We start from the raw sequence: 25,581 nt of genomic DNA, 5'->3' as shown, positions 1-25,581 counted from the left end.
CTCGCATATTTGGATCATGCTTGCTGAGCTCCGCAGCGGCGACCGGGATGTTCCCGACACCGTAGCAACACCGGAGCTTGAGAGGACAAACTGATGTCTGACCGTTTCAACTACGACAACCGAGCAGTACGCGGCGGCGTGCAGTCCGGCGCAATGATCGATGAAGGCCTTCGCTCCTACATGCTGAAGGTCTACAATCTCATGGCCTTGGGCTTGGCTATCACCGGTATCGCGGCTTACGCCACTTTCGCGCTTGCCACCACCAGCCCTGCTTTCGCAACGGCAATCTACGGCTCGCCGCTTCGCTGGGTCGTGATGCTGGCTCCGCTCGCCCTCGTCTTTTTCCTGAGCTTCCGCATCGACAAGATGAGCGTTGGCGCGGCACAGACGACATTCTGGATCTACGCCGCCCTGATGGGTCTTTCCCTGTCGTCGATCTTCCTGGTCTACACGGGCCAGTCGATCGTGCAGACCTTCTTCATCACGGCAGCTTCCTTTGGTGCCCTGTCCCTCTTCGGCTACACGACGAAGCGTGACCTGTCGGCCATGGGCTCGTTCCTGATGATGGGTCTGTTCGGCCTGATCATCGCCTCTGTCGTCAACATCTTCCTTGCCTCTTCGGCCCTGGCCTTTGCCGTGTCCGTCATTGGCGTGCTGATCTTCGCCGGTCTGACGGCCTATGACACGCAGAAGATCAAGGAAATGTACTATGTCGGCGATGATGCCTCCATGGCGGGCCGCAAGGCAATCATGGGCGCCCTCACCCTCTACCTCGACTTCATCAACCTGTTCATGTTCCTGCTGCAGTTCCTCGGCAACCGTAACAATTGATCTGGGTCGGCATTCTGTGCGAAAGGCGGTCTTCGGGCCGCCTTTTTCTATTGCCCGCGGTCCAGACGACATGCTGCCAGCAAACCATGGTCCCGAAGCAGCGCTTCGAATTCTGGGCAAAAAAAAGGGCCAGCGGAAAACCGCGGCCCATAAAGTTGTGAAGGTTAAAACCTCCAGAGGGGAACAGCTGCTGCGGCGGAACTGGGAGGAAGACCGCCATGTGCATCAGCTGTGGGCATTATGCTGAATTTTTGATCTTTTGGAAAACATTTATTGTGCAATGCAGCTATGCAAAATCATTCAGTTTTGCAATGCAGCAAACTTCACGCTGCCCGTGCAGACAGCATGCGCCCGACGATGATGACCAGAACGCCTGCCAGTGCCAGGCAAACGGACAGGAAGAACATCGGCGCGATGGTGCTTCCCGTCGAGTCCTTGATCCAGGGTACGACGTTCTGGGCAATGAAGCCGCCGAGATTACCGACCGAATTGATGGCGGCGATCCCGGCTGCGGCTCCGGCCCCTTTCAGGAAACGGCCGGGCAGGCTCCAGAAGACTGGTTGTCCGGCAAAGATACCGACCGCGGCGATGCATAGAAGCGCAAATTGCAGGATCGGGGCTGAAATCACTGCCGAGAGGGCAAGGCAGATCGCGCCGATGAAGGCTGGACCGACGATATAGGGCGTCTTGTTCTCCGTCTTGTCCGCGGCGGAAGGAAGGATCCAGAGCGCCAATGCCACGATCAGCCAGGGGATGATGTTGATGACGCCGTTCATGCTGTTGGAGACGCCGAAGCCCTGCACGATGGTGGGCAGCCAGTAGCTGAGCCCGTAAGCAGCCAGCGGAAAGCCGATATAGCAGAGCGACATCAGAAGAACGCGCGGATTGATCAGCGCCTTGAAGCCATTGTCGGCATGTTCGTCCATGCCTGCATTTTCCTGTGCCAGACGGTCAGCCAGCCATTGCTTTTCTGGCTCGGTGAGAAACTTCGCGCTCTGCGGCGTATCGTCCAGATAGAGGAACGTCGCGATGCCGGCGATGACCGCAGGAACACCGGTTGCAAGAAACACCCATTCCCATCCGGCCAGCCCCAGCACACCATCCAGATCCAGCAGCATTCCGCCCAGCGGTGCGCCAAGTGCGTTGGCAAAGGCGCTGAAGATCATGAACAGGCCAACCATGCGGCCACGGTAGTCCTTCGGGAACCACAGCGTCAGCAGATAGAGAACGCCGGGGAAAAAGCCTGCCTCCGCAACACCCAGCAGAAAGCGCAGGATGTAGAACATCGTCGGGCTCTGGGTGAAGGCGAGCGCAATGGTGATGAGACCCCAGGTCACCATGATGCGGGTGAACCAGACACGCGCGCCGAAGCGGTTCAGGAACAGGTTACTCGGCACCTCGAACAGGAAATAACCAACGAAGAACAGCGAGGCACCCAAGCCATAGGCATATTCGCTGAGACCCAGCGCATCCACCATCTGCAGCTTCGCATACGACACGTTCTGGCGGTCGATATAGGCGATGAGATACAGAAGGCCGAGAAAGGGCATAAGCCGCCAGGTGATCTTCGCGATCAGCGATTTTTCAGAAACCACGGGGTTCCTCCAGAGAATGCGAAACAGGGAAAGAGGCTCCCAAGCCTTCCGGTTGCACATAGAGGATCACTCTCGTGAAACAAGATTGATTGTCAGTTTCAGGGAGGCGAATGGTCACACAGCATTAGCTGCCGCTCGCGCTTCATGTTGCCCGCGGCTTCGAAAACTGCTAGATAATATGCCATGGGATCGAAATTCGGATGTCTCGCGAACCAGTTTATCGTGCTGCAGGACCACAAGCGTCTGCCGGCACGTTTCTTCGCGCGCATTTCCGGTGCTCTGAACAGCCGACTTCGTCGCGTCTGACACTTCGTCGTCGGTGGCCGATGCTGCCGAATTCATATCCCCTCATTTCCAAAATCAAATGGATGGCAGCCATGAGCGCACCTCGTACTCTCTATGACAAGATCTGGGATGATCACGTCGTCTCGACCGATGAAACCGGCACCTGTCTTCTCTACATCGACCGTCACCTCGTGCATGAAGTGACGAGCCCGCAGGCATTCGAAGGTCTGCGCATGGCGGGTCGCAAGGTTCGCGCGCCGGAAAAGACACTGGCCGTGGTAGACCACAACGTTCCCACGACCATGGATCGCTACACCGGTATCCAGAACGAGGAAAGCCGCATCCAGGTGGAAGCGCTGGCCCAGAACGCCCATGATTTCGGCGTCGAATATTACTCGGAAAAGGACAAGCGCCAGGGCATCGTCCACATTGTGGGACCAGAGCAGGGCTTCACGCTTCCGGGCATGACCATCGTCTGCGGCGATAGCCACACCTCCACGCATGGCGCGTTCGGCGCTCTGGCGCATGGTATCGGCACGTCGGAAGTCGAGCATGTTCTGGCTACCCAGACACTGGTGCAGAAGAAAGCCAAGAACATGCTGGTGCGTGTGGATGGCAAGCTGCCGGCAGGTGTTACCGCCAAGGATATCATTCTCGCCATCATTGGCGAAATCGGCACGGCAGGCGGCACCGGCCACGTCATCGAATTCGCAGGCGAAGCCATCCGTTCGCTCTCGATGGAAGGCCGCATGACGGTCTGCAACATGACGATTGAAGGCGGTGCCCGCGCCGGTCTCATCGCGCCGGACGAAACCACGTTCGAATACATCAAGGACAAGCCGCGCGCGCCGAAGGGCAAGGCCTGGGACATGGCGCTCGACTACTGGAAGACGCTGCATTCCGACGAAGGCGCGCATTACGATCGCGTCGTCGTTCTCGATGCCGCCAACCTGCCGCCGATCGTGTCCTGGGGTTCTTCGCCGGAAGACGTTATTTCCGTTCAGGGCGTCGTGCCGAACCCGGACGAGATTGCCGATGAAACCAAGCGTACCTCCAAGTGGCGCGCTCTGGAGTACATGGGCCTGAAGCCGGGCACCAAGATCACCGATATCGCGGTCGATCGCGTCTTCATCGGTTCCTGCACCAATGGCCGCATCGAAGATCTGCGCGCTGCTGCAAAGGTTGTCGAAGGTCACAAGGTGGCGTCCACCGTGTCCGCCATGATTGTTCCGGGTTCCGGCATCGTGAAGGAACAGGCGGAAGCTGAAGGTCTGGACAAGATCTTCAAGGAAGCCGGTTTCGAATGGCGCGAGCCGGGTTGCTCCATGTGCCTGGCCATGAACGACGACCGCCTGAAGCCGGGCGAGCGTTGCGCCTCCACCTCGAACCGCAACTTCGAAGGCCGTCAGGGCTACAAGGGCCGCACGCACCTCGTTTCGCCTGCCATGGCCGCAGCTGCTGCCATCAAGGGCCACTTCGTCGATATTCGCGAGTGGAAGTAAGCGGCTAACGCTTCAGTCTGATTGACCAAATGCCGGGTTCGGAAGAGTCCGGCATTTTTGTATGTCGGCAAAACAGCACATGATGGAGTTAAAAGATCCCCTCCCCAACCCTCCCCACAAGGGGGAGGGAGCAGGTTGAGTAGGCTGAAGCCATTGTAATTTACGAAAAGAAAACGGGGGCTTGCCCAGGATGCAAGTTGACTCCCTCCCCCTTGTGGGGAGGGTTGAGGAGGGGATCTTCATCGCGCATCGACATGCCTTGATCCGATCCGACCCACCGACGTTTGAAAAAATCGTCGCCTTCTCCAATATTTTTCGCCCCTCACTCCGCCACCCCCTCGCACTCATGTTTCACTGCTCCCGTTCCGCAACGGTTACACCGGCAGGCGTGCTGGCGATGCGGGACCGGCGCGGGCGTGAAGGGCAAGACGCAAAACCTTCACCTCCGGGTTCGCGGAAAATGGTCTCCCTCTGACGACACGGGGGAAATGGCAGGGCTTCGGACGTCAGCCTCCCGTTTCATCTCCGAACTGGCGCGTCAGGCGTGCCTGTGTGGCACACATGGGGAATGGTGGTTTGGGCTTCGCCGCCTGTGGTCCGTCCGGTTTTATCCGGGCAGGCGGTGGTTAAGAGCTGTAACCCGCAATATCAGATGGCATTTATGGGATTACGTTGGATTATCCGAGATCCTGTGGTTTAAGCTGGTGATTTGGCGGAAGAAAATCAAAAAAATCGGGAATTTCTGAGTGCAGGTAAGAGGGTGGCGGACGCAAGATCAAATGGCAGGCTGATCGAAAATTGACGCCGTAAAACAGCCTTGAAGCCGGTGAAGTCCGAGCCACATTCGGACTTATCTGGGAACATTGTTCCTAGAAGAAAATGCAATAGAATCAATTACAAGAGAAATATAACCGGGAACGGTTTACGTGTGAAAACTCCGAAAAGGGTCGACCAGTAACTCTGTCCTGAGGACACAGTTAGCGTAAAGGCGCTTTACGCTAAGCAAAATGCGGCCAAGATGATTTAAAAAATCTTTATTTTCATTGACATAAATGGTTAACGGAAAGGGTGACTTACATCAGGAAATGTAAACTCTAACAGTGACCTACTCTTGCATTAATTCGTTGCAACATTGTTGGAACAAATAGGGCCATCTTAGCGGTACATTCTGCTGCCCCAAATGTGGCGTTACAGTGTGAATAAATTAGGGTCAAATCTGACCCCAATTCGTGCGTCGGAATTAATAGCACATCTGCTACCAATTAAGATTCGCAATTAGGGGCAAGCTTGCCCCTAATCCGCTGAAGTCGGCATTAACGATTGTATCTTGGCAAATCGGCCTGCCCGCGCTATGTCTGTTTCCAGAGCTTGAAAACTCTATGCTGGTGGTTTGCGCTACCAAGGCCGGTTTCAGTGGAAGCCATGCCCGAACGGCGCTTTTTTTTATACCCGATTTACGGGTTCGGCTGCTATTGCGGCCGGGAGGACATGGCGTATGTCCAGGGCGTAAGCCTAAAGGTCATGTTGCCGTCCAGCACGGTTTTCAACTCCCGGTCCCTGCGCCGTCCGCAGGGTTTCGAAGTGCCTTGAAAAGCACGCTGGAGACAAAGTTATGCCAACCGACATTCATAAATCTGACGCACTATTTCGGTTCGAAATGACGCGGGCCTCTTTGAATGCACTAACTTCCATGATTAGCGCCACGATGTCTCAGGGTGATGGTCTCGATGCTATTGCCATGGGTGTTTACAATCTTCTCAGCGACCAATGCGATGAACTCCAGACAATCGAAAACGCTTTCAGAGAGGACTTCCGTCGCATACGGCAAGGTCTTGAAGCCGTACAGGAGCTACCGGGCGCTGAGTATTATGAGCAGACAATGGCGCTTGTAGCGAAGCTGATGTCGGAGGGAAAAACTTTGACCCAAATCGAAGCTTTGACGAAGTTGAGCAAGAGCACGATTGTCGAATTTATAGATGACATGCCTGATTCAATGAAAGAACAGGCGATAGCGGAATCTAAGAAAGCGGACCCAAGAGAACTGCGCAAGGATTTCATCGCCTCGAAGGTCAATGATGGCGTGGATGCTGGTGCAATTGCCAACGCTCTGAATCTGAAACGAGAGACCGTCGAAAAGGTCATTCGACAATTGAAGGCAAGCACCGACTCTTCGGCGATCTCTAACAGTTCCAGCGACCAACGCAGCGCCCACGGTTGAAGCGCCGGTAATATCGTTCTGATTTCGAGCGGCGCGGGATGCTGCGCCGCCGAATGCCGAGAGGCTACTAAGGTCCGTTTAAACAGCGTTTCAATCAGGTTTGCAGCGACGGTTACTCATCTGGAAAGTTGAGTCTAAAAGACCAGTCTAAAATTTAGACTCGCGGTCTGCCGTGCGCCGGGAGTGTGTAGCATGCGTAATTCCTTAGACCTTCATGTATCGGTTCCAGCCGATGAATTTGCCTATCTCAAGCGCCGCGTGGTGTATCTTGAAGCCGTGTTGATGCGGGTCGTTCGCGATAGCGAACTGATGCGAGAGTGGTTTGCACCGGCAGAGATTGCGGGAATGGGGCTTCCCGGTTTGCCGGATACGCCGGAAGGCGTGACCCGGAAGGCAAACAAGGAACGATGGCGGCGGCGCAAGACGCGGGTTCGCGGATCGTGGATGCAGGTCATTCACGTGACAAGCCTTCCGGCCCGCGCATTCGATGCTCTTGTGTCGATGATCCTTGAGTTACCCGATATCAACGAGACTGCCCCACTGGTGGATGTTCTGCCACCGCCGCCGATACCCAAGCCAGCCATCAGCGATGCTAACACAGCGCCGCCGTGGGTGCTGCCGCTAATGCGGATCATGAAACGGGAAACATCTGGCAACCTGTCCGAGGCATGGCAAATACTACCGGAACGCTTGCCCCCTGACGTGGCTTTGCCGACTGTGGAAGAGGCAGCGGCGGTGCTGGTGCGATTCGGTTTGGCAGGCAAATGAAGGAGCAAGCATGCAGGTAGTGAGACGTGAGCATTCGGGAATGGCGGGCGGCACGGAATGCCTGATCTGGCTGACGCCGCGCCCTGACGAAGACTTTCCCAACCGGCTACTGAATGAGCTTCTGGCGATCTCCAGTCCCGTTGGTCTTGGCAATATTGAAGCCGCTAGTCGCAGGCGCGATGCCTTGAACGCAATCATCATTCAGGGCGTTGGAATAGCCAGTCTCAATAATCACGGGGAACGCCGCTCGGATGAAAGCTATTATTTCGACTATGTGAATGGTCACCGGATCAAGGTCTTTTACTACCCGAACGGAATCCCCGTGACGGGGGATGAGACCGACGAAGATATGCTCTATCTGCTGCATAAGGGACAGGCTTGCATCGTGTCTCTGGAGTTCGAAAAAAGCTATGGTGAAGGTGCGCTTGAGAACGCCGTACGGTTGGCACTGATGTAAACGCTCACCCGTCAAAGGGCGTTGCTTGACAGGTGGGTGCGCGGTTGGTGGAATCGCGCATGCACGTGAAGAAATCTCTGCCAGCGGCAAAAGCGGGCGAGGACATGGCTTCGAAATCGTTTTTGAAGCCGATTTGAAGGCCGCTGACGCGGAGTCAGCCCCAAGGGCGGGCAATGCCCTGTATCAATCAGGCAAAAGCGCCTGATGATGCGCCTTCGCAAAGCTTCCAAATCAGCCATTCATTTTTGCCGCAGGTAGACCCTGACAGCCGTCATCAGTGACATTTGTCACCCTGGTGTAAAACCGTTTCTGCAAGGGCTCGTCGGGTTTCCGAGTCCTTTGGGAGTTCTCCAGCTCCCCTCAGAGGCGGCGGTTGATGGCACTGGGCCGCCGCCTCTTTCACTTTCAAAGAGGCGACAGATGGACACTCCCGCAATCAAAGCAACCGTTTTAGAACCGCAGTCGAAGGATGATCGCAGCGACCTCAAGGCGCTTGAAATTACGCTGCCTCCACCGGAAATGTGGGCAGAGCTTGATAATGCGACACCAATCGCCGCCAAGTCGGAACAGGCTGCCCAGGCAACTGCCGTTCAGGCGGAAAAGCCTTCGCGCAAGATCGAACGTCTCACATTTGTCGGTGCGCAGGCCACGCGGGAAATTCCGCTGGAATATCCTTTCGAGCACCCCTCTACGGGTATTGTGGAAGCGATCACGGTTCGCCGTCTGACGGTTGGCGAAGTCGGAAACCTTCTCGACAACCGCAATCCTGACGAACCCGACAATTTCGATATCTACGCGATCATGACGGACATTCCCGCCCCGATCCTTCGCGGCCTTGTCGATATCGACGGCGAGGAGGTATCGCAGGTCTGCTTTGATTTTTTGCCCCGCCTCTTCCGTCCTCAGAGGATCGAGCCTTCATCGACCTCACCAAATGGCGAGACGTGATCGCGCTCATGTCCGCACTTTCGCATACACCCTTGCCGATTCTGCTTTCGATGTACTGGGATGATGCCTTACGCTGGTATCCGTCCATTCGTGCGGCATGGTCTCAGACATGGGGACTGGAACGATGACCGGTATGGACGTTTCCTTACGCCTTCGCCTTGAGAACCAGCTTTCCCGCCCAGCAGATCAAGCCAGGCGCGATCTGAACGAGGTACGCCAAACGGCGGAACGGCTTGGACGTACCAAAGCCGGTGAACAGCTTGGCCAAGGTTTGAGGCAAGTTGGAAGCGATGCCGACAAGGCGCGTGAACGCCTTGGACAACTGGAAAGGTCGGCCCGCGCCGTTGATAAGGCCACCGGGCAGATTTACGGCGGCTCACTTGCCAAGCTGAAAGTGGATGCGGGACAGGCCGAATGGGCGATCCGGTCCATAAAGTCGGAAGCAACCGAACTAAAGGCCGCATTGGGCAATGTGGATAATAACGCATTCGCGGGCCTGAAAAGCGATGCAACACAAGCAGAAACGGCGATTGGCCGTGTTGCGCAAGCCGTCGCGAACCTGAAGCAGAAACTCACAGGCGTGAATGCCGGTGGACAAGTCGCCCCGCATACCGGTGCTCCCTATCGTCAAGGTGCAAGCGTTGCGCCGCGCACTGGTATCATGTCCGCCATTGAAGGTGCCGCTGATCAGATCGCCGTCCCTTTGGCTGTGACGGCAGGCGGTGCTTACCTTATGGGGGCAGTTCCGGCAGGCGTGGCCGTTGCCGGTGTCGCGACGGTCAAAGCCGCCGCCAACGATGAACAGCGAAGCGATGCGTTGCGCGTGACTGGTGAGTACGATGCAGCCGAACAGCGCCGCATTGATGCCATTCTTGGCCGCGCCGGTGCAGTTTACGGCGTTGGCACAGCAAAAGCGCAGGAAACATTCGGCACACTGATCAGCAATGGTGTTGAGGCCAAAGATGCCGCGACGATGACGGAAGGCGTGATCAAGGTCGGTAAGGCCACAAACGCCGATCCGGTTGACGTTGCCGGAACAACCGTTTCCATGCGGGAGATCATGGGGCTCAAACCGTCTGACATGCCCGCTGGTTACGAAAGCATCGCGGTCGGCGGCAAAATGGGCAAGTTCGAAGTGAAGGACATGGCACAGCATGGGCCTTCGCTCTTCGCTGCTATGGCCGGACAAGGCTCAACGGGCCTCAGAGGCGTTCGTCTTACATCTGCCATGGTGCAGTCTATTGCCCGTGAAGCCGGGAGCAACGATCAGGCCAAAACGTCCTATGAAGCCATGCTGACCGATATGGTTTCGCCTGATGTGGCTGGCCGCTTCGAAGAGGAGTACGGCCAGAACATCTACCAAATCCGCAAGGATGCTATCGCGGCTGGGAAAGACCCGGTTCTGGAATCCTTGCGCGCCTATCAAAAAGCCGTCCAGGGAGACGAAGAGAAGACACGCAGCCTCTTCCGGAACTCCGAGGCTTACAAAGGTTACAATGCGGTCTTCAAGGATTTGGACCTCATCGTCAAACGCAGGGAGCAAATGGAAAATGCTGGCGGCGTTATCGACGGTGACTATGGGACCAATACCGACAACCTGAACTCCCAAACCGATAGGGTAACCGCTGCAATCGCCTACCTTATGAAACGGTTCGCGGAGCCTGTCCTGCCCGTTTTGACGGAAGCAATGCGAGGTACTGCTGACAACCTGATGCGTGAGGGTGAGCGGCCCAGCAATCAAGACCTCTTCATGCAGGAATGGCGCAGGCGCTACCCGAACGGGGCGAATAAGAACGGGCCAAGCCTTTGGCAACGTTTTCTATACGGCAAAGGTGCTGATGCAGACTTCAGTTTCCGCGATCATCTGGGCATCAGCAGGGGTGGCGTACCCATTCCAACCGAAAGGCCAGAGCGTCCGGGAGACCTTGGCCGTTCAACCGGGCAAATCCCTGTTCCTTTAGCGCGTCCGCAAGACGCGGCTTACAGCAAATCCGGCGATGTTTCCGGTGTGGCATCAGGCGTGAAGGAAAAACTTGGCATCGACATGAAGCCCGCTGCCGAACAGTCTATGCAGGCTTATCGGGACGGATTGATTGAACAGGGTAAGATTGCGGAAGGCGATGCTCGCGGCATTGTCGAGCGTCTTATGGGCATTTTGAACTTCCACGTTAGCCCGACGATCACACCGACGATTGTTGATCCCGGCCAGCCGCGACAGGCGCAAACCGCCGCCGATCCGCAGAAGCATACATCGCTGCAACAGTCATCGAACATCAGGCTCACACAGAACATCACCACACCGAACCCGAAGCTTGCGGCGCTCAAAGCGCGGCGCGATCAGGCACGCGCAATTCAGCAGGCGAGAGCGCGCTCTCTGCACGATGTGGGAAGGGGCCTCGCATGACAAAGAAAAAACTGGTCTCCTTTGTAGGCCAAGATGAAGATGACAGTGTTTTCGCTCAAATCAGAGATGTGTGTGGCGAGGAAGTAGCCGATCAACTCTCCGCTGTGTTTGGGGGAGAACGCCTCTGCATTCCTTCCATACAGATCTTCCATCCAGAGCACGTGTTTGCGATCAGGCTTGGTTACGATCTGGCTTCAAAGGTGGTCGAAGCTGCCGCCACCTGGAAGCCGTCGGGATGGTTTTTTGTTCCGATGAATACGGATAAGCGCATCCAAGCCTTGCTGGAACAAGATGGTCTATCGACGCGAGAAGTCGCGCAGAGGACAGGTGTTCACATGCGCACTGTATGGCGGCACAAGCAGCGGATGCGCGCACAAGGTCGCCGTTTGGGCTGCCCCTACTCTCCCCGAACCTATGTCCATTCGCCGGAAGAGCAGAAAGGGATCGAGTTCGTTCGAACCCTTCTCCTCGAAGGTCACTCACCCTCTCAAATTCGCGACATCCTCAATGTGCCTGGAACAGTCGTTTTGACGATCCGGGCGGAACTTCTCAAACAAGGTAAAATCTGATGCTGATCAGCAATGAAAATCTCGACCTCGTCTTCAAAGGCTTCAAAACGATCTACACAGAGAGCTTTGACGCCACACAGAGCTACAAAGACACTCTGGCGATGACGGTAAGCAGCAACACCAGCGAAGAGCAATACGGCTGGCTTGGCCAGTTTCCTGACCTTCGCGAATGGGTTGGCGACCGTCAAATCAAGGAACTGGCAGCCCACGGCTTCAGCATCAAGAACAAGAAGTTCGAAAGCACCGTAAAGGTGAAGCGCGACGATATCTCGGATGACAAGGTCGGCATCTACAAGCCGATGGTCCAAGAGATGGGCCGCGTTACAAAAATCCACCCGGATAAGCAGCTATTCTCCCTGTTGTCTTCCGGCTTTTCCACTACGTGTTTCGATGGTCAGAACTTCTTCGACACAGACCATCCTTATGCCCGAACCGAAATGGTGACCGAGTCGGTTTCCAATATGCAGGCCGGGACGGAATCACCTTGGTTCCTGCTTGATCTGTCCAAGGCAATGAAGCCGATGATCTGGCAAGAGCGCGAAAAGTACGAGTTCCAATCGATCACAGACCCGCATGATTCTCGCGTCTTCATGACAGATGACTATGTCTATGGCATCCGCGCCCGCGTGAACTGTGGCTTTGGCCTGTGGCAGCTCGCCTTTGGTTCGAAGCAAGAATTGACGGCGGCAAACTATGCTGCTGCACGCCAACAAATGGCAGCATTTGCCGGGGATCGCGGCCAGAAGCTCGGCATCACGCCAACGCACCTGGTCGTACCTGCAACGCTGGAAGCGCGGGCACGAACTCTGCTTCTTTCCGATCAGATCGAAGGTTCTTCCAATATCTGGAAGGGAACCGCTGATCTGATCGTTACGCCCTGGCTGAGTTAAGGAGCACGTCCATGCAAGTCATCTCCAACGTGGTCACCTTCGCAACCACTGGCACAGAAGCAGGACCGCCCGACTGGATAAAGGTTGCTCCTCGCGGGCGCTTTACTGCTCGCGATGGCCGGACATTCGAGGTAGTACCCGAACTCCTGATAGAGCGGTTCAAGTCGGATGCTATCTCCATCCCGGTAGACATCAACCATTCGACCATCCGTAAAGCGGCGACCGGCGATGAAACGCCTGCATATGGCTGGATTGAAGAACTGGAAGCGCGGGAGGATGGCCTATACGCCCGCGTAAATTGGCTTGATCGCGGGAAAACGGTGCTAGCCGAGAAGTCTCACCGCTACATCTCTCCAGCCTTTGGGTCTTTGGACGCCCAGGATAGGGCAACATGGCTTCATTCCGTCGCGCTCGTGGCAACGCCAGCGGTTGCTATGCCAGCCCTTGCTTCCGCTGAAACCAATCACAAGGAACCGCTCACAGTGTTTGAGAGCAAGATAGCCGCCGCTCTGGGATTGGACATCGACGCGACTACGGAAGAGATTGCTTCCAAGGTTGCCACGCTTACCGCGAAGGCGGACGGCACTGAGGCCATCATAACCGGCCTTCAAGGCGTCATGAAAACCCTTTCAACAGAGGTTATAACGGCGCGAAACAGCCGCGTAGAGGCTAAGGTTGAACAGGCTATAAAGCTCGGCACGGTAACGCCAGCATTGAAAGACTTTTGTGTCACCATCGCAAATTCCAGCGAGACGCTCTTCGATGAATTTTGCACAAAGATGGGTACGCCGTTCGCCTATCTTTCCAAACCTGCAATCACCCGTGAAATGGAAGTCGCGGCGAATGGCTTCGTTGCTGAAAAACCGGTGACCCTAAACACAGAAGCGAGTCGGCTTGCGGCACAGCTTGGCATTGACGTGAAGAGCCTGCTGTAGCGAAGGCAGACGGAAGACACCCACAGTGAACAGGCAATCCAAGAGCAAAGCAGTCGTGGAAGATATCGGAGGCGTTCGTGTCGTAACGATACCGATAAGCGACTACGCCGACCTTTTGGATTGCAAACGCCGTCTAACCGAGAGTACGCTTAGCAATAACCTCATGTTGACGCCGTGCAGGTCGCCCATAGAGCGGGATGGCGAAGTAGCCAACTTCCTTGCGCAGCAGTTTGGTCTAATGCCACTCGCGGAGATTTTGAGGCAGTGCAGACGCGAATTCGGTAAGCAGCGAACCCCATCAAGATCAGCCGCTCACCGCTATTGGGAACGGCTCAGAATCCGCGCTCGAAGAGGCTCAAGAATCGATCCAACTGAGAGCCCAAAACGAGTGATAAATAGGCGGCAAAAAGGCAGCCAGAATCGCTCATAAAGTTGCTGCCAATCGATTTTGCGCGTCCTGCCAGCCGATTTTGCGCGCTACAAGAGCTTAAATCATCATTCTAGGCAGAGAGACCGAAGTCGCGGGCAAAAACCGCTGAACGGGGCGCTGAGAGGTGTCACCTATACTACTTCTACGAGGCAGCTTTCAGCGCCCCGACCGCATAACCCGTATCACTCACACGGATACGGGCCCGAACTGACCCTCACACCACGGGCACTCTGTGCCGCGTGAGCGCGAAGTCGCGTCTGCGTTCTGACGGCGCTGTTCTGGTGCCGATTTCCGGGATGGACTGGAAATAAATGTCAATTTCCGCCATATAGGCATCAATATGCAGGAAAGCCCGCAAGACCAAGGTGGCGTCGATGGCTGATACGGTAGAATTCGCGAAGATGAACGGGCTTGGCAACAAGATCCTCGTCGTCGATATGCGTGGCCGCAAAGATCGCGTTACCCCGGAAGCGGCCATTGCGCTGGCTGCCGATCCGGCAACGAACTTCGATCAGATCATGGCGATCCACGATCCGAAGCTTGCCGGAACCGATGCCTATATCGATATCGTCAATTGCGATGGCACGCGGGCGCAGGCTTGCGGCAATGGCACGCGCTGCGTGGTGCAGGCGCTTTCCGCTGAGACGGGTCGCAAGGCTTTCACCTTCCAGACGCTGGCGGGAATCCTGAATGCGCAGGAGCATCAGGACGGCACAATTTCCGTCGATATGGGCAAGCCGGTATTCCAGTGGGACAAGATTCCCCTGTCGGAAGAGTTTCACGATACCAGCCGCATCGAATTGCAGATCGGGCCGATCGATAATCCTGTGCTGCATTCGCCTGCCGTCATGTCCATGGGCAATCCTCACGCCATCTTCTGGGTGGGTCGCGACCCGATGTCCTTCGAACTGGAGCGTTTCGGTCCTCTGCTCGAAAATCATCCGATGTTCCCGGAAAGGGCCAATATCACCCTGGCACAGGTCATCTCGCCAACGGAAATGGTCACCCGCACCTGGGAGCGTGGCGCGGGCCTCACGCTTGCCTGCGGTTCTGCTGCCTGTTCAGCAGGTGTTTCCGGGGCGCGCACAGGCCGCACCGAGCGCAAGGTCGATATCGTCGTCGCCTCCAGCCCAAATCGCGGCAAACTTTCCATTGAGTGGCGGGCCGACGATCACGTCATCATGACGGGACCGGCTGAATGGGAATGGTCGGGCACGCTCGATCCGGTTTCCGGCAGTTTCACACGGGATGCGGAGCCTGAGGTGCAGGCGCAGTGAGTGGTGTCGAAGTCATCACCTTCGGCTGCCGTCTGAACACTTACGAATCCGAGGTCATGCGGGCAGAAGCGGAGAAGGCAGGGCTGAACAATGCCGTGCTCGTCAACACCTGCGCTGTTACCGGGGAGGCCGTGCGTCAGGCGCGCCAAGCCATTCGTCGTGCGCGGCGGGAAAACCCGCATGCCCGTATCATCGTCACCGGTTGCGCGGCCCAAACGGAAGCGGCAACATTCGGCGAAATGCCGGAAGTGGATGCTGTTCTCGGCAATGAGGAAAAGCTGAAAAGCGCCTCCTACCGTGCCTTGCCGGATTTCGGCGTGTCAGCCGAAGAGAAGCTGCGCGTCAACGATATCATGAGCGTGAAGGCCACCGCCCCGCAGATGGTGAAGCACATCGACGGGCATGTGCGGGCTTTCATTCAGGTGCAGAACGGCTGTGATCACCGCTGCACCTTCTGCATCATTCCTTATGGCCGCGGCAATTCCCGCTCGGTGCCCATGGGGGCCGTCGTCGATCAGGCGCGCAAACTGGTGGCGGAAGGCTATCGCGAAGTGGTGCTGACCGGCGTGGATGCCACCAGCTACGGTGCCGATCTGCCGGGCACGCCGACCCTCGGGCTTTTGGCCAAGACACTGTTGAAGCAGGTTCCGGAGATCCTGCGGCTGCGACTTTCATCCATCGATAGCATCGAGGCAGACAGCCATCTGTTTGACCTTCTGGCCGATGAGCCGCGCTTCATGCCGCATCTGCATCTCTCGCTTCAGCATGGCGATGACATGATCCTGAAGCGGATGAAGCGGCGGCATTCCAGCGCCGATGCATTGGCTTTCATCAATCAGGTGCGCAGCCTGCGGCCCGAGGTCAGCTTCGGTGCCGATATGATTGCAGGCTTTCCGACCGAGACCGACGAGATGTTCGCGAATGCGGTTCGTCATGCGCAAGACTGCGGGCTTTCCTTCCTGCATGTCTTCCCCTACAGCCCGCGACCCGGCACACCGGCGGCGCGCATGCCGCAACTGGATCGGGCGCTCGTGAAGGAACGCGCGGCACGAATGCGGACCGTTGGCGAAGGTCTGCTTGTCAGCCATCTCGACAAGATGGTGGGAACGCGCCACATGATCCTTGTGGAGCAGAGCGGCTTTGCCCATACGGAAAACTTCTCGCTGGTTGCGGCTCCCGGTTTGAAGCCGCGCAATATGGTGCCGGTGAAGATGACCGGTCACAACGGCAAACATCTGACAATGCAGGTCGACGCTGCCGCTGCGGCGTGACGGAACGGAACATTTTATGGCGCTGGGGTTCATCAAGAAGGTCTTCTCGTTCGGCAAGGAAAAGCCTGCGGAGGAGAGCAAGGCATCGGACGCTCTGACGGCTGACGACAAGGCGTCCATAGAGGCGGAGCTTGAGCCGCATTCGCGCGAAGAGGACCTCCCGGTTTCGCCTGTCGATCCTGTCGCCCCCGTCGAGATGGAAACCGCAGGCGGCCCCGCTGATGACGCGGCAGAGGTTGATGAGCCGGTGCTGCTGGCGTCCACAGAGATGCCGGGTGAGCTGGGCGTCGTTCCGCTTTCGCTGCTAGAGGCTGAGGCTGAAGCTGAAAGCTCTGATGGCGATCAAAGCCCACCCCCCTCTGTCCTGCCGGACATCTCCCCCTCAAGGGGGGAGATCGACTCGCTGCGAAATGACCATCCTCTCGTTGATGTTGCGGATGCTGAACCGCGCTTACAAGTAGGGGGTTCTTCTCCTAAGCAGGATGTAGGACAATACAGAAGCTCGGAATCGATCTCCCCCCTTGAGGGGGAGATGTCCGGCAGGACAGAGGGGGGTAAGGTCACAACCTCCACCGAACCCGTCCTTCCCAAAGGCTTTGCCACCCGCAAGGAAGCCGCTCCGGTCGAAGCTGCGCCAGAGGTGAAGCTTTCCTGGTTCCAACGGTTGCGCGAGGGTCTTTCGCGCACATCCGCGCAACTGACCGGCCAGATCGCGGCCCTCTTCACCAAGCGCAAGCTGGATGAGGCGACGCTGGAGGAGTTGGAAGATTTGCTTATTCAGGCGGATCTTGGCGTAGAAACGGCGATGCGCATCACCGATACGCTGTCGTCCGAACGCTATGGCAAGGATGTGACAGGCGACGACGTGTCGCGCATCATGGCGAGCGAAATCACCAAGGTTCTGAAGCCGGTGGCAAAGCCGCTCGAGCTGGATCTTTCCCACAAGCCGCATGTCATTCTCGTCGTCGGCGTCAATGGCACCGGCAAGACCACAACCATCGGCAAACTAGCCGCCAAGCTGTCCGGTTCGGGCCTCAAGGTCATGCTGGCGGCGGGCGATACCTTCCGTGCCGCTGCCATCGAGCAGTTGAAGATCTGGGCGGATCGTACGGGCTCGGAATTCATCGGCACCAAGCTTGGCGCGGATGCGGCCGGTCTCGCCTATGATGCCTTCGAGCAGGCCAAGGCGAAGAAATGCGACGTTCTGATCATCGATACGGCCGGACGTCTTCAGAACAAGGCCGAGTTGATGGCCGAGTTGGAAAAGATCGTCCGCGTTCTGAGCAAGCTCGACCCGGATGCGCCGCATACGGTCCTCCAGACCCTTGACGCAACGACCGGCCAGAACGCGATGAACCAGGTGGAAATTTTCCGCAACGTGGCTGGCGTCAGCGGTCTCATCATGACCAAGCTGGACGGAACAGCACGCGGCGGCATCCTCGTTGCCATTGCCGCCAAGCACAAGCTTCCGGTCTATTTCATCGGTGTTGGCGAGGGGATCGACGATCTTGAACCATTTGAGGCGGAAGATTTTGCAAGCGCCATTGCGGGTGTGTCGCATTGATGCCACAGAAAACCGCTTTGCACCTATTCTTTCAACACCTTCATAAAGACGCGCCCAATGCCAAGCCTTGAAAGCGATACGACGCCGACGCGTCAGGAAAAGGAAAATCCGGGCCTGAAAATGGCGCTGGAACTCGGGCCTTTGCTTGTGTTTTTCTTCGCCAACCTGCGGGGCGAATGGCTGGTGTCCAAGTTTCCTGCGCTCTCAGCGCTGGGCGGGCCGCTGCTGGTGGCGACAGGTCTGTTCATGGCGGCAACGGTTATTTCGCTGATCGTCTCCAAGATCGTTTTCAAGCATCTGCCGGTCATGCCCTTCGTCTCCGGTATCGTGGTCATGATCTTTGGCGGCCTCTCCATCTGGCTGCAGGACGAGACCTTCATCAAGATGAAGCCGACCATCGTCAACACGCTGTTCGGCGTTACGCTGCTGATTGGCCTGTTGTTCGGCAAGTCCCTTCTCGGCTATGTCTTCAACGCAGCTTTTCAGCTGACGGATGAGGGCTGGCGGAAGCTGACGCTCCGTTGGGGCATTTTCTTCCTGTTTCTTGCCGTGCTGAACGAAGTGGTCTGGCGCAATTTTTCCGACGCCGTCTGGGTCAACTTCAAGGTTTGGGGCACCATGCCCATCACCATCGCCTTCACGCTGGCGCAGATGCCGCTGATCATGAAGCATTCGCTTGAGCCGAAGTCTGAGGATGGCAAGTGAGCACGGCGGACGCCTATCCCGCCCGCAACGGCAGCAGCGGCCATTACTGGTTTGCGGTCGCACTCATCATTCTGCTGGCACAGATCGTCGCCGAGCATTTCATGGGGCGGGTGTGGATCTGCACCTGCGGAACTGTGAAGCTGTTTGAGCCGGGTGTGAACACGCCGGGCAATTCCCAGCATCTGGCGGATTGGTACACGCCAAGCCACATCATCCATGGCTTCCTGTTTTATGGCCTCGGCTGGCTGGTGCTGCGCAAGGCTTCGTTTGCCAAGCGTCTGACGCTTGCCACCTTCATCGAGGCGGCCTGGGAGCTTCTCGAAAACTCCCCCATCATCATTGACCGCTATCGATCCGCCACCATGGCCATCGGCTATGAAGGCGATAGCATCCTCAATTCGGCCATGGACACTATCTTCATGGCGCTCGGCTTTCTGTTTGCCGCACGCCTGCCGGTCTGGGTCACGGTACTTGTCGCGATCATTTTCGAGATCTTCACCGGCTGGCTGATCCGCGACAACCTGACCCTCAACGTGCTGATGCTGGTCTACCCGCTCGATGCAGTAAAGGCGTGGCAGGGGGCGTTGTAAGCACTATCAGCTATTGGACTTGAGGGCTTTTTCGATGGCGGGCAGTAGATCCTGGCTGACACTGCGCTCATCGAAAGGCCCGACGCGCTTGTAGAGGATCGTGCCATCCGGAGCGACGAGATAGCTTTCCGGAATGCCATAGACGCCCCAGTCGATCGCGGCCTTGCCGTTCGGATCAACGCCGATGGCCTTATAGGGATTGCCGAGTTCGCCGAGGAAGCGTAGCGCGTTGTCGTTACGATCCTTGTAATTGATGCCGACGATGGTGAGGCGCTGATCCTTCGCGAGCTCCTTCAGGAGCGGATGCTCCTGACGGCAGGGTACGCACCAGGACGCAAACACATTCACCAGTGTCAGCCTGCCTTTGATGGCGGCATCGGTAAGCGCAGGCGTCTGCGATCCTTCCAGCGGCGGCAGGGCAAGTGAAGGCGCGTGTTTGCCGATCAGAGCCGAAGGAATGGCAGACACATCGCGTCCATTCACATCCTGATCATACAACATTTTTCCCGCCACTGCGGCAAAGCCTGCGAAGATCACCAGCGGAATGAGGGCAAAGGCATAGCGTCCGAGGCCACGCTTTTCCGGCGTTTCCTCCGTTTGCAGGGGAGCCGTCATGCCTGTTTGCCCTCAGTCACGGGAGGAGAGGACCGACGACGGATGCCAGCGGCTTCCAGCTCAGCCATTTCCCTCCGGCGGGCGCGGCCATCCAGAAGGGTCCAAGCTATAACGGCAAGCGTAATCAGCGCCGTCACACCGTAGGAGGTATAGATATAGAAAGCGTGGCTCATCTCTCATACCTCCCGGCTGGCCGTGCGGGCTGCCAGACGCCGCTGGGTCGCAATGCGACGACGCCAGATTTCATTGCGCATAGCCGTGATATGCAATGTGAAAAACAGCAGCGTGTATGCCATGGCCATGACCAGCAGCGGACGCAAAAACTCTCCGTCGATGGTCGGTCCACCCATACGGATGACGCTGGCTGGCTGATGCAGCGTGTTCCACCAATCGACCGAGAACTTGATGATTGGAATATTTACAAAGCCCACGAGGATCAGCACCGAAGAAACCCGCGCAGCCTTGGACGGATCGTCCATGGCGCGGTTGAGCGCAATGATACCGAGATACATCAGGAACAGGATGAATACGGATGTGAGCCGCGCATCCCACACCCACCAGGTTCCCCACATGGGTTTCCCCCACAGCGAACCTGTAACCAGCGCGATCAGCGTAAAAGCGGCACCAAGCGGAGCCGCGGCCTTATGGGAAACATCGGCCAGCGGATGACGCCAGACCAGCGTGCCAATAGCCGACAGCGCCATGACGGAATAGCACATCATCGAAAGCCAGGCGGCAGGCACATGGATGTACATGATCCGCACCGTATCTCCCTGCTGGTAATCCCCCTCAGTCGTGAAGGCGAGGTACAGCCCGGCTGCAAAGAGCAGGCAACAGAGGCCAGCCATCCACGGCAAAAGGCGTTCCGCAAGCGCAAGGAACCGCGTCGGGTTGGCAAGGTCGCTGAATTTGCGGATGGCGAGGCTTTCGGTCATGGAATCCTTTTAGGGGTGGTTCCCCGGCTTTCCTTGATTCTAGTCAATCCCCGGCATTGCGCAACGCCAGCGCAGCACCGAGCGGGCCAATGACTGCAAAAAACATCGTGATGGCAACAAGAATCAGAAAAGGCGGCAGGAAGGGTGCCGGATCTTCCACCGCTGCATAGGATGCGCTGACGCCAAAAATCAGCACGGGGATCGTCAATGGCAGAACGAGGATCGAAACCAGAAGCCCGCCTCTTGGCAGCGTTACAGCAACGGCGGCTCCGACCGCACCAATAAATGCCAGCGCCGGAGAGCCGACCAGCAGGGTCAGCATGACGGCACCGATCGCCACCTCGCTCATATTCATGAACAGGCCGAGCAACGGAGAAGCGATCACCAGTGGCAGAACGTTGGCCAGCCAATGCGCCAGGCATTTCACCAGAATAGTTAGCACCAACGGATGCTCCTGCATCAGGAGCAGATCCAGCGAACCATCATCGCGATCAGCCTGAAACAACCGGTCAAGGCCAAGGAGTGCAGCAAGCAGCGCGCCGATCCAGACGATAGCAGGGCCGATGCGCGATAGGAGGTTGAGATCCGGCCCGACACCAAAAGGGATGACCGCCACGACCGTCAGAAAAAACAGAATACCGATCAACGCTCCACCGCCAGCGCGGAATGACAGTTTAAGATCGCGGAGCAGGAGGGCGGTCATAGGTGTTGCCCTTCGGAAACAACAGGCTTCTCTGGTTTACCGAAACACCCCCTCTGGCCGGCCGGCCATCTCCCCCACAAGGGGGGAGACCAACCGCAGTTCCGCCCCGCAGAAATTGGGGTGCTGAGGATGCGGCAGATTAAGCCCCTCTCCTTTATGGGGAGGGGTTGGGGAGGGGTGAGGCTGTTGTACGATGGGCTCGCCTCTTGCTGATCTCCCCCCTTGTGGGGGAGATGCCCGGCAGGGTAGCGGGGGGTGCAGTGAGTGGTCCAGATTTTTGAAGCCATCTTAATCCTCATCCCCCGCCGCGAACTCGAAACCCTTCATTTCCAACCTCTTCACATCGAGAAGCTCAAGCGGCTGATGGGTCGCGGCGAGAATCACGCCGCCTCTGACCTGATGTTCTCGCATAAGGCGAGCCAGCAATGCTTCAGCGCTGACATCCAGCGCTGCGGTGGGTTCGTCGACGATCCAGACCGGGCGGTAGCCAACGAGGAGCTTGGCAAAGCTCATGCGGCGCTGCTGGCCAGCCGAGAGATAACCAAAGGGGAGATGCAGAACCTGTTCGAGTTCGACGGCCCGCGCCGCATCGACAACAGAGTAGCCCGTGCCGCCTGCGGCATCGCGCAAAAAGTCCTTCCAGAAAGCGAGGTTCTCGCGCACCGTCAGTTCGGTTTTCATCGCATTGCGATGGCCGAGATAATGCGCGACCTCGCCGAGATTATGGGCCTTGCGCGCCGCATCGTACCAAAAGCTAATGGTGCCGGAAGCAGGCCGCAAAAGCCCCGCCATAACCCGCAGAAGGGTGGATTTCCCGGATCCGTTTCGACCTGTAAGAATTAGTGCCTGACCTTCCTTTAACTCAAAGGAAATATTGGAGAATATCAGATCTTCGCCACGGTGCGCAGACAGGTTTTCGGCCAGCAGCCGCATGGGTAAAGCCTTTGGTTACTCGGTTGCGCGTCCACCCGAAAAAAATCGCGTCGATGACCGCGGATGGTCTGGAACACTTCTTAGAAATTATCTATAAGCTTCGCAACCACGCCAGCGGCCGGCGTGATTTTCACTTTGCGCCGGACCTGAAGATTTATCTTCTCGTGCGGACAGCGGAAATGGTCGTACCCGCATCCTGATGTGCATGAAGTGCATAGGCGTCCGCACGCGCGTGTTGGCTCTTGATATCAGCGGGGTTACTTCTCGTGTCTAAATCTCTCGACAGCTTCAATTGCCGGTCTGTACTGACCGTCAATGGCAAGGATTACGTCTATTACAGCCTGCCGAAGGCAGAGGCCAATGGTCTTCCGGGCGTTTCCAAGCTGCCCTTCTCGATGAAGGTTCTGCTGGAAAACCTGCTGCGCTTTGAAGACGGCAAGTCGGTCACCAAGGAGCACATCCTTTCGGTCGCCGAATGGCTGAACAACAAGGGCAAGGTCGAGAACGAAATCGCCTATCGTCCGGCTCGCGTTCTGATGCAGGACTTTACGGGCGTTCCGGCAGTTGTTGACCTCGCCGCCATGCGCGACGGCATCAAGGCGCTAGGCGGTGATCCGGAAAAGATCAACCCGCTCGTTCCGGTCGATCTCGTCATCGACCACTCGGTTATCGTTGACGAATTCGGCAACCCGAACGCTTTTGCCCGCAACGTGGAACTGGAATACCAGCGCAATGGCGAGCGCTACCGCTTCCTGAAGTGGGGCCAGCAGGCATTCAAGAACTTCCGCGTCGTTCCTCCGGGAACAGGTATCTGTCACCAGGTGAATTTCGAATATCTCGGCCAGACGGTCTGGACGAAGGACGAAGACGGCGAAACGGTCGCCTATCCTGACACCTGCGTCGGTACCGATAGCCACACGACCATGATCAATGGTCTGGGCGTTCTGGGCTGGGGCGTTGGTGGTATCGAAGCGGAAGCCGCCATGCTCGGCCAGCCGGTTTCCATGCTTCTGCCGGAAGTCATCGGCTTCAAGCTGACCGGCACGCTGAAGGAAGGCGTGACCGCGACCGACCTGGTTCTGACGGTCGTCCAGATGCTGCGCAAGAAGGGCGTGGTTTCCAAGTTCGTCGAATTCTACGGCACGGGCCTCGACACGCTTCCGGTTGCCGACCGCGCGACGATCGGCAACATGGGTCCGGAATACGGCGCGACCTGCGGCTTCTTCCCGGTCGATTCCGCCACCGTTGGCTACCTCGACATGTCGGGCCGCACGAAGGACCGTATCGCTCTCGTTGAAGCCTATTCCAAGGCTCAGGGCATGTGGCGTCAGGGCGATGGATCCGACCTCGTCTTCACCGACACGCTGGAACTCGATCTCGGCGACGTTGTGCCGTCCATGGCTGGCCCCAAGCGTCCAGAAGGCCGTCTGCCGCTCGAAACCATTGCTCCGAACTTCGCAACCGCTCTCGAAGGCGATTACAAGAAGCCGGGTCAGCTCGATACGCGTTGGGCTGTTGAAGGCACAGATTTCGATCTCGGCCATGGTGACGTTGCAATCGCCGCCATCACGTCCTGCACCAACACTTCGAACCCGAGCGTTCTGATCGCGGCAGGTCTTCTCGCCCGCAACGCCGTTGCAAAGGGTCTGAAGTCCAAGCCGTGGGTCAAGACCTCGCTTGCACCGGGATCCCAGGTTGTTGGGGAATATCTCGAGAAGTCCGGCCTGCAGAAGGAACTGGACGCGCTCGGCTTCAACCTCGTCGGTTTCGGCTGCACCACCTGCATCGGCAACTCGGGCCCACTGCCAGCACCGATCTCCAAGACGATCAACGACAAGGGCATCATTGCCGCTGGCGTTCTCTCCGGTAACCGCAACTTCGAAGGCCGTATCTCGCCGGACGTTCAGGCGAACTACCTGGCTTCCCCGCCGCTGGTTGTTGCCTACGCTCTCGCCGGTACTGTCCAGAAAGACCTGACCAGCGAGCCGCTCGGTGAAGACCGAGATGGCAACCCGGTTTACCTGAAGGACATCTGGCCGACCTCTGCCGAAGTGCAGGAGTTCATCCAGAAGTACGTGACCCGCGAACTGTTCGAAACCAAGTATGCAGACGTCTTCAAGGGCGACGCAAACTGGCAGGCTGTGCAGGTTCCGGAAGGCCAGACCTATGCCTGGGACGACCAGTCGACCTATGTACAGAACCCGCCCTACTTCGTCGGCATGCCGAAGCAGGCTGGTGTCGGCACCGACAACATCGTCAACGCCCGCGTTCTCGGTCTCTTTGGTGACAAGATCACCACCGACCATATTTCTCCGGCCGGTTCGATCAAGGCGCAGTCCCCGGCTGGTGCCTACCTGCTCGGCAACGGCGTATCCGTTGCGGACTTCAACCAGTACGGTACGCGCCGTGGCAACCATGAAGTGATGATGCGCGGCACGTTCGCCAACATCCGCATCCGTAACTTCATGCTCGGCCCGAACGGCAAGGAAGGCGGTTACACCGTCCACTATCCGTCCAAGGAAGAGATGTCGATCTACGACGCTGCCATGAAGTACAAGGCCGAAGGCACGCCGCTGGTCATCTTTGCAGGCGTTGAATACGGCAACGGTTCTTCGCGTGACTGGGCTGCCAAGGGCACCAACCTGCTCGGCGTTCGCGCTGTCATCGCGCAGTCCTTCGAGCGTATTCACCGCTCCAACCTGGTCGGCATGGGCGTTATCCCGTTCGTCTTCGAAGAGGGCACGAACTGGCAGACGCTGGACCTGAAGGGTGACGAAACGGTCACGATCGAAGGTCTCAACGGCGAAATCAAGCCGCGCGAGTGGAAGACGGCCAAGATCACCTATGCAGACGGTACGGTGAAGGAGATCAAGATCCTTTGCCGCATCGACACGCTGGACGAAGTGACATACGTCAACAATGGCGGCATCCTGCAGACGGTTCTGCGCGATCTCGCGGCCTGATCGGCTTTGGATTGCGCTGCTCGAAAGGTGGCGCAATCTCTTGGCCTGATGCAGGGTTCACCGTCTGGATAAGACGAATATTCAAGGAAGCCGCCGGACAGGCCTTGTCCGGCGGCTTCTTTATGCGCAAATCTGCACATACAACTCTCACCCGCTTGTGACTTCCGCTTGATGGAGGTTGGGGGGTAGGTTG

At 57.3% G+C, this 25,581-nt stretch carries 23 protein-coding genes; 17 read left to right on the top strand and 6 right to left on the bottom strand.

All coding sequences use genetic code 11. The features are described 5' to 3' along the window. Positions 1-93: 93 nt before the first annotated feature. Positions 94-831, top strand: a complete 738-nt coding sequence (locus MUU53_RS01700; protein WP_247259322.1) for a Bax inhibitor-1/YccA family protein — start codon at positions 94-96, stop codon at positions 829-831. A 323-nt stretch (positions 832-1,154) separates the two neighbouring features. Here MUU53_RS01700 and MUU53_RS01695 read toward each other — a convergent pair whose 3' ends face one another. Continuing rightward, the gene (locus tag MUU53_RS01695) at positions 1,155-2,426 is read right to left on the bottom strand and encodes an MFS transporter (RefSeq protein ID WP_247259321.1); all 1,272 of its coding nucleotides are present in this window, start codon (positions 2,424-2,426) and stop codon (positions 1,155-1,157) included. Between the two features lie 183 nt (positions 2,427-2,609). Between MUU53_RS01695 and MUU53_RS23160 the strand changes: the two genes are divergently transcribed. The 15 genes from MUU53_RS23160 (at position 2,610) to MUU53_RS01625 (ending at position 19,239) form a co-directional block, all read left to right on the top strand. After that, complete coding sequence (locus MUU53_RS23160) at positions 2,610-2,732, top strand: hypothetical protein (RefSeq protein ID WP_281434953.1); 123 nt, start codon at positions 2,610-2,612, stop codon at positions 2,730-2,732. Positions 2,733-2,803: 71 nt separating this feature from the next. Continuing rightward, positions 2,804-4,213, top strand: coding sequence for a 3-isopropylmalate dehydratase large subunit (gene leuC / locus MUU53_RS01690; RefSeq protein WP_247259320.1), 1,410 nt, complete (start codon positions 2,804-2,806; stop codon positions 4,211-4,213). Positions 4,214-5,825: 1,612 nt separating this feature from the next. Then, positions 5,826-6,431, top strand: a complete 606-nt coding sequence (locus tag MUU53_RS01685; protein ID WP_247259319.1) for a ParB/RepB/Spo0J family partition protein — start codon at positions 5,826-5,828, stop codon at positions 6,429-6,431. Between the two features lie 192 nt (positions 6,432-6,623). After that, positions 6,624-7,199, top strand: coding sequence for a DNA-binding protein (locus MUU53_RS01680; protein ID WP_247259318.1), 576 nt, complete (start codon positions 6,624-6,626; stop codon positions 7,197-7,199). Between the two features lie 10 nt (positions 7,200-7,209). Next, the gene (locus tag MUU53_RS01675) at positions 7,210-7,656 is read left to right on the top strand and encodes a hypothetical protein (protein WP_247259317.1); all 447 of its coding nucleotides are present in this window, start codon (positions 7,210-7,212) and stop codon (positions 7,654-7,656) included. Positions 7,657-8,076: 420 nt separating this feature from the next. Beyond that, complete coding sequence (locus MUU53_RS01670; RefSeq protein ID WP_247259316.1) at positions 8,077-8,604, top strand: hypothetical protein; 528 nt, start codon at positions 8,077-8,079, stop codon at positions 8,602-8,604. Between the two features lie 124 nt (positions 8,605-8,728). Next, complete coding sequence (locus MUU53_RS01665) at positions 8,729-11,008, top strand: phage tail tape measure protein (RefSeq protein WP_247259315.1); 2,280 nt, start codon at positions 8,729-8,731, stop codon at positions 11,006-11,008. Further along, positions 11,005-11,577 carry a helix-turn-helix domain-containing protein gene (locus MUU53_RS01660; RefSeq protein WP_247259314.1) on the top strand — a complete coding sequence of 191 codons (573 nt, stop codon included), beginning with the start codon at positions 11,005-11,007 and terminating at the stop codon, positions 11,575-11,577. Before MUU53_RS01665 ends, MUU53_RS01660 begins: the two co-directional genes overlap by 4 nt. Continuing rightward, complete coding sequence (locus MUU53_RS01655) at positions 11,577-12,467, top strand: Mu-like prophage major head subunit gpT family protein (protein WP_247259313.1); 891 nt, start codon at positions 11,577-11,579, stop codon at positions 12,465-12,467. Before MUU53_RS01660 ends, MUU53_RS01655 begins: the two co-directional genes overlap by 1 nt. 11 nt (positions 12,468-12,478) lie before the next feature. After that, a complete protein-coding gene (locus MUU53_RS01650) occupies positions 12,479-13,402 on the top strand; it encodes a phage protease (RefSeq protein WP_247259312.1) in 924 nt (307 codons plus the stop codon). 804 nt (positions 13,403-14,206) lie between these two features. After that, complete coding sequence (gene dapF, locus MUU53_RS01645; RefSeq protein ID WP_247259311.1) at positions 14,207-15,109, top strand: diaminopimelate epimerase; 903 nt, start codon at positions 14,207-14,209, stop codon at positions 15,107-15,109. Next, positions 15,106-16,380, top strand: coding sequence for a tRNA (N(6)-L-threonylcarbamoyladenosine(37)-C(2))-methylthiotransferase MtaB (gene mtaB, locus MUU53_RS01640; protein ID WP_247259310.1), 1,275 nt, complete (start codon positions 15,106-15,108; stop codon positions 16,378-16,380). The genes dapF and mtaB overlap by 4 nt, the downstream gene beginning before the upstream one ends. 16 nt (positions 16,381-16,396) lie before the next feature. After that, complete coding sequence (ftsY, locus tag MUU53_RS01635) at positions 16,397-17,944, top strand: signal recognition particle-docking protein FtsY (RefSeq protein ID WP_247259309.1); 1,548 nt, start codon at positions 16,397-16,399, stop codon at positions 17,942-17,944. Between the two features lie 57 nt (positions 17,945-18,001). Next, complete coding sequence (locus tag MUU53_RS01630) at positions 18,002-18,649, top strand: septation protein A (RefSeq protein WP_165134078.1); 648 nt, start codon at positions 18,002-18,004, stop codon at positions 18,647-18,649. Further along, the gene (locus tag MUU53_RS01625) at positions 18,646-19,239 is read left to right on the top strand and encodes a DUF2585 domain-containing protein (protein ID WP_247259308.1); all 594 of its coding nucleotides are present in this window, start codon (positions 18,646-18,648) and stop codon (positions 19,237-19,239) included. Before MUU53_RS01630 ends, MUU53_RS01625 begins: the two co-directional genes overlap by 4 nt. Before the next feature lie 6 nt (positions 19,240-19,245). On the opposite strand, the gene MUU53_RS01620 is transcribed toward MUU53_RS01625, so the two are convergent. The 5 genes from MUU53_RS01620 to ccmA form a co-directional block, all read right to left on the bottom strand. Beyond that, a complete protein-coding gene (locus MUU53_RS01620) occupies positions 19,246-19,854 on the bottom strand; it encodes a DsbE family thiol:disulfide interchange protein (RefSeq protein WP_247259307.1) in 609 nt (202 codons plus the stop codon). Further along, positions 19,851-20,027 carry a heme exporter protein CcmD gene (ccmD, locus tag MUU53_RS01615; RefSeq protein WP_062556154.1) on the bottom strand — a complete coding sequence of 59 codons (177 nt, stop codon included), beginning with the start codon at positions 20,025-20,027 and terminating at the stop codon, positions 19,851-19,853. The genes MUU53_RS01620 and ccmD overlap by 4 nt, the downstream gene beginning before the upstream one ends. Before the next feature lie 3 nt (positions 20,028-20,030). Beyond that, complete coding sequence (locus MUU53_RS01610) at positions 20,031-20,789, bottom strand: heme ABC transporter permease (protein ID WP_247259306.1); 759 nt, start codon at positions 20,787-20,789, stop codon at positions 20,031-20,033. Between the two features lie 43 nt (positions 20,790-20,832). Further along, a complete protein-coding gene (gene ccmB / locus MUU53_RS01605; protein WP_247259305.1) occupies positions 20,833-21,492 on the bottom strand; it encodes a heme exporter protein CcmB in 660 nt (219 codons plus the stop codon). Positions 21,493-21,780: 288 nt separating this feature from the next. Next, positions 21,781-22,425 carry a heme ABC exporter ATP-binding protein CcmA gene (gene ccmA / locus MUU53_RS01600; RefSeq protein ID WP_247259304.1) on the bottom strand — a complete coding sequence of 215 codons (645 nt, stop codon included), beginning with the start codon at positions 22,423-22,425 and terminating at the stop codon, positions 21,781-21,783. A 266-nt stretch (positions 22,426-22,691) separates the two neighbouring features. On the opposite strand from ccmA, the gene acnA reads away from it, so the two are divergent. After that, positions 22,692-25,388, top strand: coding sequence for an aconitate hydratase AcnA (gene acnA / locus MUU53_RS01595; protein WP_247259303.1), 2,697 nt, complete (start codon positions 22,692-22,694; stop codon positions 25,386-25,388). The last annotated feature ends 193 nt before the right edge of the window (positions 25,389-25,581 follow it).

It is taken from the genome of Affinirhizobium lemnae (genome assembly GCF_022968395.1).
Classification (GTDB): domain Bacteria; phylum Pseudomonadota; class Alphaproteobacteria; order Rhizobiales; family Rhizobiaceae; genus Neorhizobium; species Neorhizobium lemnae.
The sequence above is the reverse complement of the archived record's forward strand: the minus strand, read 5'-3'. Positions and strand labels throughout refer to the sequence as shown.